This is a genomic window from Streptomyces sp. NPDC040718 (genome assembly GCF_055593565.1).
Genome location: NZ_JBVIXO010000002.1, coordinates 319,859 through 333,990, shown reverse-complemented (window position 1 = coordinate 333,990; position 14,132 = coordinate 319,859). Strand labels below are relative to the sequence as shown.

The following is a 14,132-nucleotide window of genomic DNA, read 5'->3' as shown; positions in this document are numbered from 1 at the left end:
GGGACGTGCACCAACACACCACTGCTGACCTGTACTTGCGCCTGTCTCTGGACCGGGAGGGCAAGACAGCGATCGACCGCCAGGAAGCCGACTGTCGCGCATGGGCGGAGCGCAACGGACTGACCGTCCGCAAGGTCCACATCGACCGTGGACGTTCCGGCTACAAGAACGTCAGCCGCAAGGGTTTCGACGCGGCGATCACAGCAGCCACGGCCGGCGTCGTGGGCGTCCTGATCGTCTGGAAGCTCGACCGTCTGTCCCGCAAGGGCATCGGAGAGGTCGGCAAGGCGCTGGACGACATAGGCCGGGTCGGCGGACGGCTGGTCTCCGTCATGGACGGCCTCGACACGAAGAACGACAGCGCCCGGGTCACCATCGCGATGCTGGCTGAACTCGCGCGCAATGAGTCACGCAATCTGGGGATGCGCGTAGGCAGCGCCAAGCGGTACCTGCGACAGCGGGGGCAATGGATCGGTGGGCAGCCGCCCTACGGGCTCGTGGTGGACCCGGAGACGAAGAAGCTCGTCCACGACCCCGAGACCGCCGTATACGCTCGCCTGATCGCCGACGAGGCGCTGTCCGGGAAGGCACTCGTCCACATCGCCCGGCTGCTGAACGAGCACGGGGTGGAGTCCGCCCGTGGAGGCGAGTGGAACTCGTCCAGCGTCATGCAACTCCTTCGCTCACCAGCCTTCGCCGGTCTCATGCCGCAGACCGAGTACGAGGAGCAGCCGGATGGGACCCGCAGGTACATGAACCGGGTCTCTCCCTACCGGGACCCCGAGACGCTCGAAACCGTGAGTATCGGCGAGGGCATCATCACGGTCGGGGAGCGTGAGCTCATCCTCCGCCAGCTCGAAGCGCGCACGTTTCCTCTGGCGGGGAAGCGGCACGGTCACAAGCAAGGGAAGTCGCTGCTCACCGGGATAGCGCGTTGTGGGCTCTGTGGGGCCAGGATGAGCAAGGCCGGCACGTCGTACCAGTGCTCCAGCCACCGGATGGGGCGAGGATGCTCCGGCGTATCGGCTCGGGTGGAGAGCATCGACGACTACGTGACCCGGGCGTTCCTGTCACGCCTGCCTTCCCTGGAGCCTCACGACCCGCTGCTCGCCGTGATCGCCGATCGCTGGGTGCAGAGGGAGGACCCGGAGGTTTTCGCGAAGCGGGACGCGATCGAGGCGGAGATCGCGGACGAAGGGGCCCGTCTGGCGGACCTGGAGGAGGCCAGGTACGTCCGTGGCGAGTTTACCGGCGCAGACGCGATCGACCGGTACAACCGGCTCGCCGGACGACTTCGTACCCGGATCGAGGGGCTGCGCGCGGATCTACTGCGGATGCCGACCCCTTCCGTGGACATCTCTCCACTCCTGGACGCTGGCCTGCTACGTGAAGCTTGGGAAGCCGACGATGCGGCCGGAAGACGTGGACGCCTTGGCCTCGCAATCGATCGAGTGGAAGTCCAGCGAGGCAGGGTGGGCGTGAGGTTCAACGGTGACGAGCGCTGCCGGATCGTCTGGGCGACCAGAGACGAGGCTGGGGCGGAGTCAACGGGTGACGAAGTGACGGAATGACGGTCGAAGTCCACTACCTCTTTAAGAGATGTTCTGAGTCTCTATAAATGGAATAGAACAAAACGTCATTCCGTCACTTCGTCACTGGGCCCATCGGAGGGTCGGCGCGAAGTTGCGCTGTGGTCACCATCCCGACCCTGGCCCCAGCTCGGAGCACGCACGCTGGGTGTGACCCCGATTTTCGGGCCCATCGTGGGCTCTGACCAGCGCATATCGACCGCCGAAGGCGCGAGAGCGGCACAGTTAACGCCCTGCAAAGCCCGCCGAAGGCCCCACCCCGTGGGGTCTTCGCCCCATCAGGTGCCCCGTCGGATGTCACTCCGGCGACTGGCTGTACCTCTCCAGCGTCGCCTTGCTCGTGGACCGGTCCACGAGCCGCAGTTCCCAGGGGCCGGTATTCACGTCGAAGTCCTTGCCGAAGCCGACCCACTTTCCGGCCATGCGCCGTCCGGTCGGCTCGACCAGGAGTTGGATGGCCCCGTGGTAGCGGGCCCCGTTGTAGTAGCCGTCTGCGGCAGTCTGCTCGACCCACGTGCCCGTGACCACGTTGCGATCGACAGTGAGATCCAGCGTGAGCGGGCTGTCCGGGTTGCTGCTCGCCCCGGGCAGACTCTGAACGGTCAGCCGGTTCCCGTGCTGGACGATCACTACGTAGTGCTTGCCCTCGTACGAGTCGCCCCGGCTCGAAGAGAAGAACTCGTAGCGGCTGAGCCACACTCCCGAAAACGTCTCCTCACCCGTCTGCGCGGTCGGCTGCGCGCCTACAGAGGCAGACGCGACACCGGTTGTGCCGGTCTCCATGTCATGCCCTCCCTTCCCGTCTGCGTGGACTCGTGCCGTCGGCACCGGCAGGGCGAACCCCAGTGCCTCGACCGGACGCCCAGTGACCCGTTCTAAGGCCCTGGCGTACACGCCCCGAGGCGTCTTGCTCGTGCCGGACTCCCAGCGCTGCACCAGCCGCTTGGATGCCTCGTTCGGCTCCCCCAGTTCCGCACCTGCCCGGCGGAGCGCCTTGGCGAAGTCGTCTTGGCTTAAGCGCAGGCCGATACGCACGGCCCGCAGCACATCATTCGGCACCACGGCGGTCGTCGTCATGACGTCAAAGCTAGACCGAACAGCCATGCAATGACACCGGTTTGACGCCCTGGAGGGCGTCATTGACACCCCACTGAGTGACGCCCAGGCGACGCCCGAAGCGTCGTCGTTCCGACCGACCGGCGGCGGCAACATCGCTTCACCAACCGGACCGGGCAAGCGGAAGGCCAACGATGACCACGACCGTGCGGGTGTCTCGCGACTCCGGCCAGACGTTCGGCTCTGAGGTGATCTACCCCAGCAGCAGCGCCGAGAAGCCGTTGACCCCCATGGCCTCCGCCGCCTGGCCTCCCTGCAAGTGCCCCCGATGTTCCTCACAGACCAGGAAGGCACAGACGTGACGATCACCGACACGACGGAGACCGTGTACGACCTCATAACCCCGGAGCTGAGGGCCGACCTCATCACCATGGTCCGCGAGGACTCCTGGCCGGAGATGACCGACGACCAGGGCCAGCGCGGCGTCAACCAGGTGGCGGCCTTCCTCGCTGTCGCCGCGAACACCACGGAGAGGGCTACGCCCAGCCTTCGCGTGGACCTCTTCTGGCACGCACTCGTGCTCCACACCAAGGACTACGCCAGGGTCTGCGACGCGCTCGGCGGCGGATTCATCCACCACGTCCCCGACCGCAACAACGGCCACGACCCCGCCGAGGGCCGGGCCGCGATGCGTCGGACGGCCGAGGTGATCCGATCGGCCGGCTTCGACGTGGACCCGGAGTTCTGGCCGATCAACGGCGCAGCCGACTGCACCCAGAGCTACGCGGGCTGCTCCGACAGCCCCGTTGCCAAGTAGCTCCGACTCAAGCGGAGCGACTGACCCACGAGAGCTTCAGCCGCCCGGTATCGTGCCGGGCGGCTGTCGCCGTGAACGAGAACGGACAGGTAGTGACTGACGCTCGCAGCACCGCATGGGACACCTACTCGCAGAGCAAGCCCCAGCGGCGGAAGACCAACGCCAAGGGCGAGACCACATGGTTCAACTGGACCCAGTACCCGGACCACGGCCCCAGGGCCGACGTGCTCAACGTCAACCCGGGAGACCGCGTGCTCGATCTCGGGTGCGGGTCTGGAGGGAACGCCGCTCATCTCGCAACGCTCGGCATGAAGTCCGTCGGGATCGACCTCTCCGCCAAGCAGCTCGACAAGGCACGCGAGCGGTGGCCGGGCGTGGACGGGATGGAACTCGACCAGGCCGACGCGCTCACCTATCTCGGAGACACGTTCACGATCTTCGATGCGGTCTACAGCGTGTTCGGCGCTGCCTGGTTCACCGACCCCGGTCTTCTGCTGCCGATGGTTCACGCGAACCTCAAGCCGGGTGGCGTCTTCGCCTTCTCCCAGCGTCCCCCGGTTGAAGGGTGCTACGGCTGCCAGGCGTCATACATCCCGCGCGGGCCCGAAGAAGACCCCGCTGTCGTCAAGCGGTGGGACTACGAACCCGATGTGTGGGCGCTGATTCTCAAGGAACACGGCTTCGTGGACGTGTCAGCGTCCGTGCTTGCCCCACCCGCCGGGAGCCGGCGCACAGGAACCCTGTTCGTCCGGGGCGTCCAAGGAGGCTAGCCCGTGGTGGAGCGGATCCCGTAGCTGCGCAGGACAACGGCGTCGTAAGGCCGTGATCCGGTGTTCACGGGCCAATGGCAAGCTTGAAACATGAACGATGCTGCCCCGGCGCCCACCCCCGCGCCCGCACCCCGCAAGCGTGCCCGTGTCCGTGCCCCCGAGCTGATCGGCAAGGGTGGATGGATCAACACCGGCGGGAAGGACCTGAAGCTCGCCGACTTCCGAGGTCGCACATTGATCATCGATTTTTGGACGTTCTGCTGCATCAACTGCCTCCACGTCCTCGACGAGCTGCGGGAGCTGGAGGAGAAGCACCGGGACACCGTGGTGATCATCGGTGTGCACTCGCCGAAGTTCGTCCACGAGGCCGAGCACGCCGCCGTCGTCGACGCCGTCGAGCGGTACGAGGTGCACCACCCCGTGCTCGACGACCCCGAGCTCGCGACGTGGAAGCAGTACGCCGTGCGGGCCTGGCCCACGCTCGTGGTGATCGACCCCGAGGGGTACGTCGTCGCGCAGCACGCCGGTGAGGGGCACGCGCACGCCATCGCGCGGCTCGTCGAGGAGCTGGAGGCCGAGCACGAGGCCAAGGGGACCCTGCGGCGCGGGGACGGGCCCTACGTGGCGCCCGAGCCCGTCGCCACCGACCTGCGCTTCCCCGGCAAGGCGCTGGTGCTGCCCTCCGGGAACCTGCTGGTGTCCGATTCGACGCGGCACCAGCTCGTGGAGCTGGCCGCCGACGGGGAGACCGTCGTACGCCGCATCGGCAGCGGCGAACGCGGCTTCGGGCCGGACGCCTTCAGCGAGCCGCAGGGGCTCGCGCTGCTGCCCGACGGGCGGGTCGTGGTCGCGGACACCGTCAACCACGCGCTCCGGGTGTTCGACCCGGAGACCGGCGCCGTGGAGACGGTCGCCGGGACCGGGCGGCAGTGGTGGCAGGGGTCCCCGACCTCCGGGCCGGCGCTGGAGGTGGACCTGTCCTCGCCGTGGGACGTCGCCTGGTGGCAGGACCGGGTGTGGATCGCCATGGCCGGCGTGCACCAGCTGTGGACGTGGGACCCGGAGGCGGGGACCGTCGGGGTCGCCGCCGGGACGACCAACGAGGGGCTCGTCGACGGGCCCGCCGCCGAGGCCTGGTTCGCGCAGCCGTCCGGGCTCGCGGCCGCCGGGGACCGGCTGTGGATCGCCGACTCCGAGACCAGCGCCCTGCGGTACGTGGAGCGTGAAGGGGAGGACGGGTACGCCGTGCGGTCCGCCGTCGGGACCGGGCTGTTCGACTTCGGCCACCGGGACGGCGACGCCGCTCAGGCGCTGCTCCAGCACCCGCTCGGGGTGACCGCGCTGCCGGACGGCTCGGTCGCGGTCAGCGACACGTACAACCACGCCCTGCGCCGCTACGACCCGGCCACCGGGCAGGTGTCCACCCTCGCCACCGACCTGCGCGAGCCCAGCGCCGCCGTGCTGGTCGGCGGGGACATCGTGGTGGTCGAGTCCGCCCGGCACCGGCTGACCCGGCTGCGGCTCCCGGAGGAGGCCGTCCGCGTGGACGCGGTCGCCCACCGCACCCAGCGGGCCGCCACCGAGGTGGCCCCCGGCACGCTCCGCCTGGACGTGGTCTTCCAGGCCCCGGCCGGCCAGAAGCTGGACACCCGCTACGGGCCGTCCACCCGGCTGCTGGTCTCCTCGACCCCGCCGGAGCTGCTGGCGGAGGGGGAGGGGGCCGGCACGGACCTGTTCCGCGACCTGCTGCTGAACCCCGCCGTCACCGAAGGGGTGCTGCACGTCTCGGCGATGGCCGCGTCCTGCGACGACGACCCGGCCAACGAGTACCCGGCCTGCCACGTCCACCAGCAGGACTGGGGCGTGCCGGTCGTCGTCACCGCCGGGGGCGCCGCCCGCCTGCCGCTGGTGCTGGCGGGCATGGACGACGCCTGACGGGACGGCCGACCTGGAGGGCCCTCAGCCCTCCAGGAAGGCCAGCAGGGCGTTCGCGAGGAGGAACGGGTCGTCGGAGCCGCAGAGTTCGCGGGCCGAGTGCATCGACAGGATCGCCACGCCGATGTCCACCGTCTGGATCCCGTGGCGGGCCGCGGTGATCGGGCCGATCGTGGTGCCGCACGGCATCGAGTTGTTGGAGACGAAGGTCTGCCACGGCACCCCGGCCCGCTCGCAGGCGGCGGCGAACACCGCGCGGCCGCTGCCGTCGGTGGCGTAGCGCTGGTTGACGTTGACCTTCAGGATGGGGCCGCCGTTGGCGCGCGGGTGGTGCGAAGGGTCGTGCCGCTCGGCGTAGTTGGGGTGGACCGCGTGCCCGGTGTCCGAGGAGAGGCAGACGGTGCCGGCGAAGGCGCGGGCCTTGTCCTCGTACGTGCCGCCGCGGGAGAAGACTGAACGTTCCAGCACGTTGCCCAGGAGGGGGCCGTCGGCGCCGGTGTCCGACTGGGAGCCGTTCTCCTCGTGGTCGAAGGCGGCCAGCACCGGGATGTGGTCCAGGCCCTCGGAGGCGGAGACCGCGGCGAGGGCCGCGACACCGGCGTGCACCGACAGCAGGTTGTCCATGCGCGGGCCGGCCAGCAGCTCGCGGTCGCGGCCCAGGTAGGCGGGCGGCTCGATCGAGTGGACCATCAGGTCCCAGCCGGCCACCGAGCCCTGCGGCAGGCCCTCTTCCTCCTCCAGGAAGGCGATCAGGTCGCCCTCGCGGGCCTCGCCCAGACCCCAGATCGGCTGCATGTGCCGCTGCTTGTCGAGCTTGAGGCCGTCCGAGTTGACCGACCGGTCGAGGTGCACGGCGAGTTGCGGGACGCGCAGCAGGGCGCGGTCCACGTTCACCAGGCGCTCGGTGCCGTCGCGGAGGGTCAGCCGCCCGGCGAGGCCGAGGTCGCGGTCCAGCCAGGTGTTGAGCAGGGTCCCGCCGTAGATCTCCACCGCGACCTGCCGCCAGCCCTGCGAGCCGGTGTCCGGTACGGGCTTGACCCGCAGGTTGGGGGAGTCGGTGTGTGCGCCGATGATCCGGAAGGGGGTGTGCGCGGCCGCGCCCTCGGGCACGTACCAGGCGATGAGCGCGCCGCCGCGCAGGACGAACCTGCCCCCCGTGCCCGAGTCCCAGGCGTCCGATTCCGACAACTGCCTGAAGCCCGCCTTCTCCAGCCGCTCCGCCGCGTTCGCCACTGCGTGGTACGGCGACGGACTGGCCGTCAGGTAGGTCATCAGATCGTCGGTGTGGCCGCGGTCGAAGCGGGCGGGAGAGCTCATGTGGTTCACCTTAACGACGGTCGTGTTCGCCTTGGCCGGACTGCGGCGGATAGCCGAAAGGACGAGGACCGCGGGGGGTTTGCCCCGCGATCCCGTGGTTCTCAGCCCGGCGGACGCTCGAATCTGCGCTGCAGTTGTCTGCGCTCGCCCCGGCGGATGCGCGGGAGCATCTCGGGGGTCTGCGGCGGGCGCTGCGCGCGTCTCTTGCGTCCGGCGCAGAAGATACAGGCCTCACCCGGAGGGGCATCGGGGTCGATCGGCGCGCCGGGGTGCTCGGAGCATCCCGACGCGTTGCGCGGCCGCGACAGCTCCCGGGCCACGATGAAGGCCCGGTGGAGGTCGTCCGCGATGCGTACGAAGTCCTGGTCGGCGGAGCCGAGCGTGAGGTGGAAGCGCTGCTCGTCGATCACGCGCAGCCAGTGGCGCAGGACGTCGAGGGTGTACGGGGGCTCGGGGACGGGGTACCCGAGGCGCCGCTGCTCGCCCGAGGGGGCGGGGCCCGCGGCCCGGCCGCCCTGGAGGCGCCGGCCGAGGCGGCGGCGGTCGTTGCAGATGAGGCAGCGGCCCCAGCCCTCGGGAGCCTCGGGGTCGAGGGCGCCGTTGGGGTGTTCGGGGCAGCCGGTGTAGCTCTTGGCCGGGGCCAGGCCCGAGGCCGTCTGGAAGGCCACGTACAGGGCGTCGGCCACGGGTTCGTACTCGGCGGGGTGGGCGCCGTCGTAGAGGTCCTTGATCCGGTCGCCGAGCGCGCCCACGTTCGCCTGGAGCTCCTTGAGGGCGTACGGGCGCCCCGTGGGGACGGAATACCCCCTGCTGCCGTGCTGCTCCTGTGGACTCATGTCTACGAGCGTGCCACGAACCACCGACAACGGCCGAAACGGCCGCACAGCAGTGGCCGGACCCCCGACAGGGAGGGTCCGGCCACTGTGCGTACGTACACCGCGACTGGTCGGCGAGGCGGGCGGTGCCTTAGAAGGCGGCCTCGTCGAGGTCCATGAGGGAGTTGTCGACGGCCTCGGCCAGCGCGCGCTGGACGGAGACGCCGGGCAGGACCTGGCCGGCGAAGAACTTCGCGGCGGCGATCTTGCCGGTGTAGAAGGCGACGTCCTTCGCGGAGGCGCCGTCCAGCTTCTCGGCGGCCACGGCCGCGCCCTTGAGCAGCAGGTATCCGACGACGACGTCACCGGAGGCCATCAGCAGGCGGGTGGTGTTCTGGCCGACCTTGTAGATGTTCTTGACGTCCTCGCCGGTGGCGGTGAGGTCGACGATCATCTGGCCGACGATGGCCTCCAGGTCCACGGCGGCCTTGGCGAGGGCGTCGCGGGCGGGGGCGAGGTCCTCGCCGCCGGGGCCCTCGGCGAGGAACTTCTTGATCGTCTCGGAGAGGATGTTCAGCGAGGCGCCCTGGTCGCGGACGATCTTCCGGAAGAAGAAGTCCTGGCCCTGGATGGCCGTGGTGCCCTCGTAGAGGGTGTCGATCTTGGCGTCGCGGATGTACTGCTCGATCGGGTACTCCTGCAGGTAGCCGGAGCCGCCGAAGGTCTGCAGGGACTGGGCGAGCTGCTCGTAGGACTTCTCCGAGCCGTAGCCCTTGACGATCGGCAGGAGCAGGTCGTTCAGGCCGATCTGGGCGGAGGCGTCCTCGCCGGCGGCCTGCTTGACGGCGATCTCGTCCTGGACGGAGGCCGTGTAGAGCACCAGGGCGCGCATGCCCTCGGCGTAGGCCTTCTGCGTCATCAGCGAGCGGCGCACGTCGGGGTGGTGCGTGATGGTGACCTTGGGGGCGGACTTGTCCATGAAGTTCGCGAGGTCCGGGCCCTGCACGCGCTCCTTGGCGTACTCCAGGGCGTTCAGGTAGCCCGTCGAGAGCGTCGCGATGGCCTTCGTGCCGACCATCATGCGGGCGAACTCGATGATCATGAACATCTGGCGGATGCCGTCGTGCTTGTCGCCGATCAGCCAGCCCTTGGCGGGGTGCTGGTCGCCGAAGGTCATCTCGCACGTGTTGGAGGCCTTGAGGCCCATCTTGTGCTCGACGTTGGTGGCGTAGACGCCGTTGCGCTCGCCCAGCTCGCCGGTCTCCCAGTCGAAGTGGAACTTCGGGACGAGGAAGAGCGACAGGCCCTTGGTGCCCGGGCCGTGGCCCTCGGGGCGGGCGAGGACGTAGTGGAGGATGTTCTCCTCCATGTCGTGCTCACCGGAGGTGATGAAGCGCTTCACGCCCTCGATGTGCCAGGAGCCGTCGGCCTGCTGGACGGCCTTGGTGCGGCCGGCGCCCACGTCGGAGCCGGCGTCCGGCTCGGTGAGGACCATGGTGGAGCCCCAGCGCTTCTCGACGGCGATCTGCGCGATGCGCTTCTGGGCCTCGTTGCCCTCCTCGTGGAGGACGCCCGCGAAGGCCGGGCCGGAGGAGTACATCCAGATGGCCGGGTTGGAGCCGAGGAGCAGCTCCGCGTACGCCCAGATCAGGGAGCGGGGCGAGGTGGTGCCGCCGATCTCCTCGGGCAGGCCCAGGCGCCAGTACTCCGAGTCCATGAAGGCCTCGTAGGACTTCTTGAAGGAGGCCGGGACCGGGGCGGTGTTGGTGGCCGGGTCGAAGACCGGCGGGTTGCGGTCGGCGTCCGCGAAGGACTCCGCGAGCTCGTTCTCCGCGAGGCGGGCGATCTCGGACAGGATGCTCTTGGCGGTCTCGGTGTCCATCTCACCGAACGGGCCGGTGCCGTACAGCTTGTCGCGGCCGAGCACCTCGAAGAGGTTGAACTCGATGTCGCGGAGATTCGACTTGTAGTGCCCCATGGCGACGGCTCCGTTAAGGCTCGGGGAGACAGGTTCCTCGTACATACCAATCGGTAACGTCATGATGCTACCCGCCAGTAATAAGAATCAACCCTTCGTCGGCCACTGTGACCAGCATCAAGCGGGAATGCCCGGAGGGTGCCTGGGGGCGGGGGCCGCTCGGTAGGCTTCGGTCCATGTACGGCTACGACCAGAACGTGAGCGCAGGGCAGCAGCAGTACGCCGCCCCGCAGCAGATGGCCGGCGGGTACGGCGAGCAGCCGCTCTACCCCGAGCCCTCGCCGCCGTCGCTCGCCGACGCGGTCCGGGCCTTCACCACCGGGTCGCTGTCCGCCGAGGACTTCCAGCAGATCTTCGCGACGTCGAAGGTCTACTGCCCGCGCGGCGACACCCCGGGGTTCCTGGCCCTGCACAACACGCAGCAGCCGGTCATCCCGATGTTCACCACGCTCAAGGAACTCCGCCGCTACGCCGGCAAGGAGTCCAAGTACTTCGTGATCACCGGCGCCGAGGTCATCGACCTGCTGCCGACCGGGTACGGCTTCGTCCTCGACATGGAGGGCGACCACCGGATGGTCTTCGACGCGAAGGCCGTCGAGCAGATGGTCGACTTCGCGATGCGCCGCATGTACGGCTAGACACCCTTGCTGCGCGGACGGCTGACCTGTCGTGGCGGGGGCGGGGGCGGTGGGCTTTGCTGAGGGTGCACTTCACGGCCGAGGACCTGCTCGACGTCACCTTCGCCGCCGAACCGCTGCCGCTGCTGGAGCTCGCCATGGCCCTGGTCGCCTGGCAGCGCACCGACGAGCCGGCGGTCTTCGGCCCGTGGCGCCGCCGCGTCTGCCGTGAACTGCCCGGCCGGGCCCGCCCGCTCCTCGAACTGCTGCGCCCGGACGGCCAGAACCCGCAGTTCGTAGAGCCGTACGCGGCCACCCTGGAGGAAGGGCTGGCTGCCGTCCGCGAGGCGGGCACGCTCCTCACCGCCGGCCAGCTGGCCACCGCCGCCGCCCGCGCCCCCGGCGGCCGGGCCTCCTGGCTGCGCGCCCTGTGGGACCAGGACCGGGAGGCCTGGGAGCGGTTGGGCGGGGCGATCGGCGCCGCGCACGAGGCGGTCGTGGCCCCGTACTGGCCGCGGATCCGGCACTCCTTCCGGGCGGACGTGGCCTGGCGCACCCGGCTCCTGGCCGCCCACGGCATCAAGGCCTGCCTGGCCGGCATCCACCCCGCGGCCCGCTGGTCGGGCACCGTCCTGGAGGTCGACCGGCCGCCCGGGTACGAGGTGCACCTCGGCGGGCGCGGGCTGCTGCTGATGCCGTCGCCGTTCTGGACGGGCCGGCCGCTGCTCGCGGAGGGCCCCGACGGGCCCGGCGGCAGGCCCCTGCTGCTGTACCCGGCGCTGACGCCGCTGCCGCTGGTGGAGGCGAGCCCGTCCGGGGGTCCGGCGGGGGGAGCGCTGGACGCGCTGCTGGGGCGGACCCGGGCGGCGGTGCTCCGGCTGCTGGTCCAGCAGCGGACCACGAGCGAGCTGGCCCGGGACCTGGACGTCAGCCTCCCGTCGGTCTCGGAGCACACCCGCACCCTGCGCGCGGCCGGGCTGATCACCACCGAGCGGGACGGCAAGGCGGTGCTCCACTCCGCGACGGGCCTGGGCGTGGAACTGCTGCGCGGCGGCGGCTGAGGCCCGCCCCCCGGGCGGAGCTTTCGGCCACCGCCGAAAGGATCGCCCCAGCGGCCCGCCCTCCCGCACCATCGGGAGCGGCGGGGGACCCACGGGGGAGGTCCTCCGCCCTCACTGCCTCCGCCCTCACTGCCTCCGGCCGGCGGCGGCCGTCCGGCGCCGGCGCCACAGGGCGATGCCCGCGGCGGCCACCGCCAGGGCCGCCAGCCCGTACGCGTACAGCAGCGCGGGGTCGGGGCGGTAGGCCAGGGAGATGCGGATCCCGGCGAAGAAGGGCACGCCGATCAGGCTCCAGCGGCCGTCGTACTCGATCCCGGACGTCGCCCACTGGAGCAGCAGGCAGGCGAGGAACGTCAGCACCGCCCACGCGCCGAGGTAGGCCCAGGGCGAGCCGGGCAGGGGCTCCATCGGCAGGCCGGCGGCCGCCCATCGGTACACGGCGTACCCGGCGCCGGTCATCAGCGCCGTCATCGCGACGGCCGGGCCGAGGGCGCGCAGCCACGCAGGCGGGTTCCGCCCCGCGGGGGCAGTATCGATATCGGGGTCGGGCCCGGGGGCGCTGGTCTCCATGCCCCCGTAGACCGCGCCGGGCGCCCCCTGGTTGTCAGGTACGGGAAAAGTGCCGGGAATGCTCCGTTCGGGTGAGCTGTTCCATGCGGTGTGGCAGAAAGTTCGAGTTTCAACTAAACTCGACGCAGAAGGAGGTCCTGACCATGCCCGCAGTGACCGTTGAGAACCCGTTGACGCTTCCGCGCGTGGCCGAGCCCCAGCCGGCCGCCGTCGCCCGCAAGGTGCTCGCCGTGACCACGGCTCCGGGGGGATTCGAGGGCGAGGGATTCCCGGTGCGCCGGGCGTTCGCCGGGATCGACTACCAGCACCTCGACCCGTTCATCATGATGGACCAGATGGGCGAGGTGGAGTACGCGCCGGGCGAGCCGAAAGGCACCCCGTGGCATCCGCACCGCGGCTTCGAGACCGTCACGTACCTGCTCGACGGGACCTTCGTCCACCAGGACAGCAACGGCGGCGGCGGGGTCATCAACGACGGCGACACCCAGTGGATGACCGCCGGTTCCGGCCTCCTGCACATCGAGGCCCCGCCGGAGCACCTCGTCGTCAGCGGCGGGCTCTTCCACGGCCTCCAGCTGTGGGTGAACCTCCCGGCCTCCGACAAGATGATGCCCCCGCGCTACCAGGACATCGGCGGCGGCAAGGTCAAGCTGCTCACCACCCCCGACGGCGGCGCTCTGCTCCGCGTCATCGCCGGTGAGCTGGACGGGCACGAGGGCCCCGGCATCACCCACACCCCGATCACGATGATCCACGCGACCGTCACCCCCGGCGCGCAGCTCACCCTGCCGTGGCGCGAGGACTTCAACGCCCTCGCGTACGTACTGGCCGGGCGCGGATCGGTGGGCACCGACCGCAGGCCGATCCACACCGGGCAGACGGCCGTCTTCGGCGAGGGCGGCTCCCTCACGGTGCGCGCGGACGAGTCCCAGGACTCCCGCACCCCGGACCTGGAGATCGTCCTGCTCGGCGGCCGGCCGATCCGCGAGCCGATGGCGCACTACGGGCCGTTCGTCATGAACACCCGGCACGAACTCCAGCAGGCCTTCGACGACTTCCAGGCGGGCCGGCTGGGCCGGATCCCCACCACCGCCCGGGAGCGTACCGTCTCGGCGGAGCAGCACTCGTAAGGACGGCGGTCACCCCCCGGCACCCCCCGGCACCCCCCGGCACCCCCCGGCACCCCCCGGCACCCCCCGGCACCCCCCGGCACCCCCCGGGGGTCAGCCGGGCTCGTCGTGGCGGGATGCGTAGCGGCCGCGGAGTTCCGACATGATGCCGAAGACGGCCGCCGTCAGGGGGACCGCGAGGAGCATGCCGAGGATGCCGGCGACGCTCGCGCCGGCCGTGATCGCCAGCATCACCACCGCCGGGTGCATCTGCACCGTCCGGCTCTGGATCAGGGGCTGGAGGACGTGTCCCTCCAGCACCTGTACGGCCGGCACCACGCCCAGCGCCCACAGCCCGATGATCCACCCCCGGTCGGCGAGGGCGACCAGGACGGCGACGGCGCCGGAGACGAAGGCGCCCAGGTAGGGGATGTAGGCGCCGACGAACACCAGCGCGCCCAGTCCGACCGCGCCCGGTACGCGCAGCAGGGGGGTCGG

The 14,132-nt window shown here is 70.5% G+C and carries 12 protein-coding genes and 1 pseudogene; 7 read left to right on the top strand and 6 right to left on the bottom strand.

From position 1 onward, the window contains the following. Nucleotides 1–5 precede the first annotated feature (5 nt). Nucleotides 6–1,571 (top strand): recombinase family protein, encoded by a 1,566-nt coding sequence (locus ACZ597_RS06940; protein WP_471325946.1) that lies wholly within the window; start codon nucleotides 6–8, stop codon nucleotides 1,569–1,571. 315 nt (nucleotides 1,572–1,886) lie between these two features. Here the strand turns inward: ACZ597_RS06940 and ACZ597_RS06935 are convergent, their stop codons facing one another. Next, nucleotides 1,887–2,666, bottom strand: a complete 780-nt coding sequence (locus ACZ597_RS06935) for a helix-turn-helix domain-containing protein (protein WP_471325943.1) — start codon at nucleotides 2,664–2,666, stop codon at nucleotides 1,887–1,889. 337 nt (nucleotides 2,667–3,003) lie between these two features. Between ACZ597_RS06935 and ACZ597_RS06930 the strand changes: the two genes are divergently transcribed. The 3 genes from ACZ597_RS06930 to ACZ597_RS06920 all read left to right on the top strand — a co-directional run bounded on the left by ACZ597_RS06930 (nucleotide 3,004) and on the right by ACZ597_RS06920 (nucleotide 6,167). Next, on the top strand, nucleotides 3,004–3,462 hold the full coding sequence (locus ACZ597_RS06930; RefSeq protein ID WP_471325940.1) for a glycine-rich domain-containing protein: 459 nt from the start codon (nucleotides 3,004–3,006) through the stop codon (nucleotides 3,460–3,462). Nucleotides 3,463–3,554: 92 nt separating this feature from the next. Beyond that, entirely contained in the window at nucleotides 3,555–4,232 is a 678-nt protein-coding gene (locus tag ACZ597_RS06925) for a class I SAM-dependent methyltransferase (protein WP_471326789.1), read from the top strand. A gap of 90 nt (nucleotides 4,233–4,322) precedes the next feature. Further along, complete coding sequence (locus ACZ597_RS06920) at nucleotides 4,323–6,167, top strand: NHL domain-containing thioredoxin family protein (RefSeq protein WP_471325937.1); 1,845 nt, start codon at nucleotides 4,323–4,325, stop codon at nucleotides 6,165–6,167. A gap of 24 nt (nucleotides 6,168–6,191) precedes the next feature. On the opposite strand, the gene ACZ597_RS06915 is transcribed toward ACZ597_RS06920, so the two are convergent. From ACZ597_RS06915 to ACZ597_RS06905, 3 genes are all read right to left on the bottom strand, one after another. After that, nucleotides 6,192–7,484, bottom strand: a complete 1,293-nt coding sequence (locus tag ACZ597_RS06915) for a M18 family aminopeptidase (RefSeq protein ID WP_471325935.1) — start codon at nucleotides 7,482–7,484, stop codon at nucleotides 6,192–6,194. 101 nt (nucleotides 7,485–7,585) lie between these two features. Continuing rightward, nucleotides 7,586–8,320, bottom strand: a complete 735-nt coding sequence (locus tag ACZ597_RS06910) for a hypothetical protein (RefSeq protein ID WP_471325932.1) — start codon at nucleotides 8,318–8,320, stop codon at nucleotides 7,586–7,588. 130 nt (nucleotides 8,321–8,450) lie between these two features. Continuing rightward, nucleotides 8,451–10,277: an acyl-CoA dehydrogenase gene (locus ACZ597_RS06905; RefSeq protein ID WP_471326786.1), complete on the bottom strand. Its 1,827-nt coding sequence runs from the start codon at nucleotides 10,275–10,277 to the stop codon at nucleotides 8,451–8,453. Between the two features lie 176 nt (nucleotides 10,278–10,453). Between ACZ597_RS06905 and ACZ597_RS06900 the strand changes: the two genes are divergently transcribed. Then, nucleotides 10,454–10,915, top strand: a complete 462-nt coding sequence (locus tag ACZ597_RS06900; RefSeq protein WP_007265129.1) for an SseB family protein — start codon at nucleotides 10,454–10,456, stop codon at nucleotides 10,913–10,915. 65 nt (nucleotides 10,916–10,980) lie between these two features. Further along, nucleotides 10,981–11,955 (top strand): ArsR/SmtB family transcription factor, encoded by a 975-nt coding sequence (locus tag ACZ597_RS06895; protein ID WP_471326784.1) that lies wholly within the window; start codon nucleotides 10,981–10,983, stop codon nucleotides 11,953–11,955. 126 nt (nucleotides 11,956–12,081) lie between these two features. Here ACZ597_RS06895 and ACZ597_RS06890 read toward each other — a convergent pair whose 3' ends face one another. Next, on the bottom strand, nucleotides 12,082–12,525 hold the full coding sequence (locus ACZ597_RS06890) for a hypothetical protein (RefSeq protein WP_471325929.1): 444 nt from the start codon (nucleotides 12,523–12,525) through the stop codon (nucleotides 12,082–12,084). A 143-nt stretch (nucleotides 12,526–12,668) separates the two neighbouring features. On the opposite strand from ACZ597_RS06890, the gene ACZ597_RS06885 reads away from it, so the two are divergent. Then, entirely contained in the window at nucleotides 12,669–13,655 is a 987-nt protein-coding gene (locus tag ACZ597_RS06885; RefSeq protein WP_471325926.1) for a pirin family protein, read from the top strand. A 99-nt stretch (nucleotides 13,656–13,754) separates the two neighbouring features. On the opposite strand, the pseudogene ACZ597_RS06880 reads toward ACZ597_RS06885, so the two are convergent. Then, a pseudogene (locus ACZ597_RS06880) lies at nucleotides 13,755–14,123 on the bottom strand (AI-2E family transporter); the annotation flags it as partial. Between the last annotated feature and the right edge of the window lie 9 nt (nucleotides 14,124–14,132).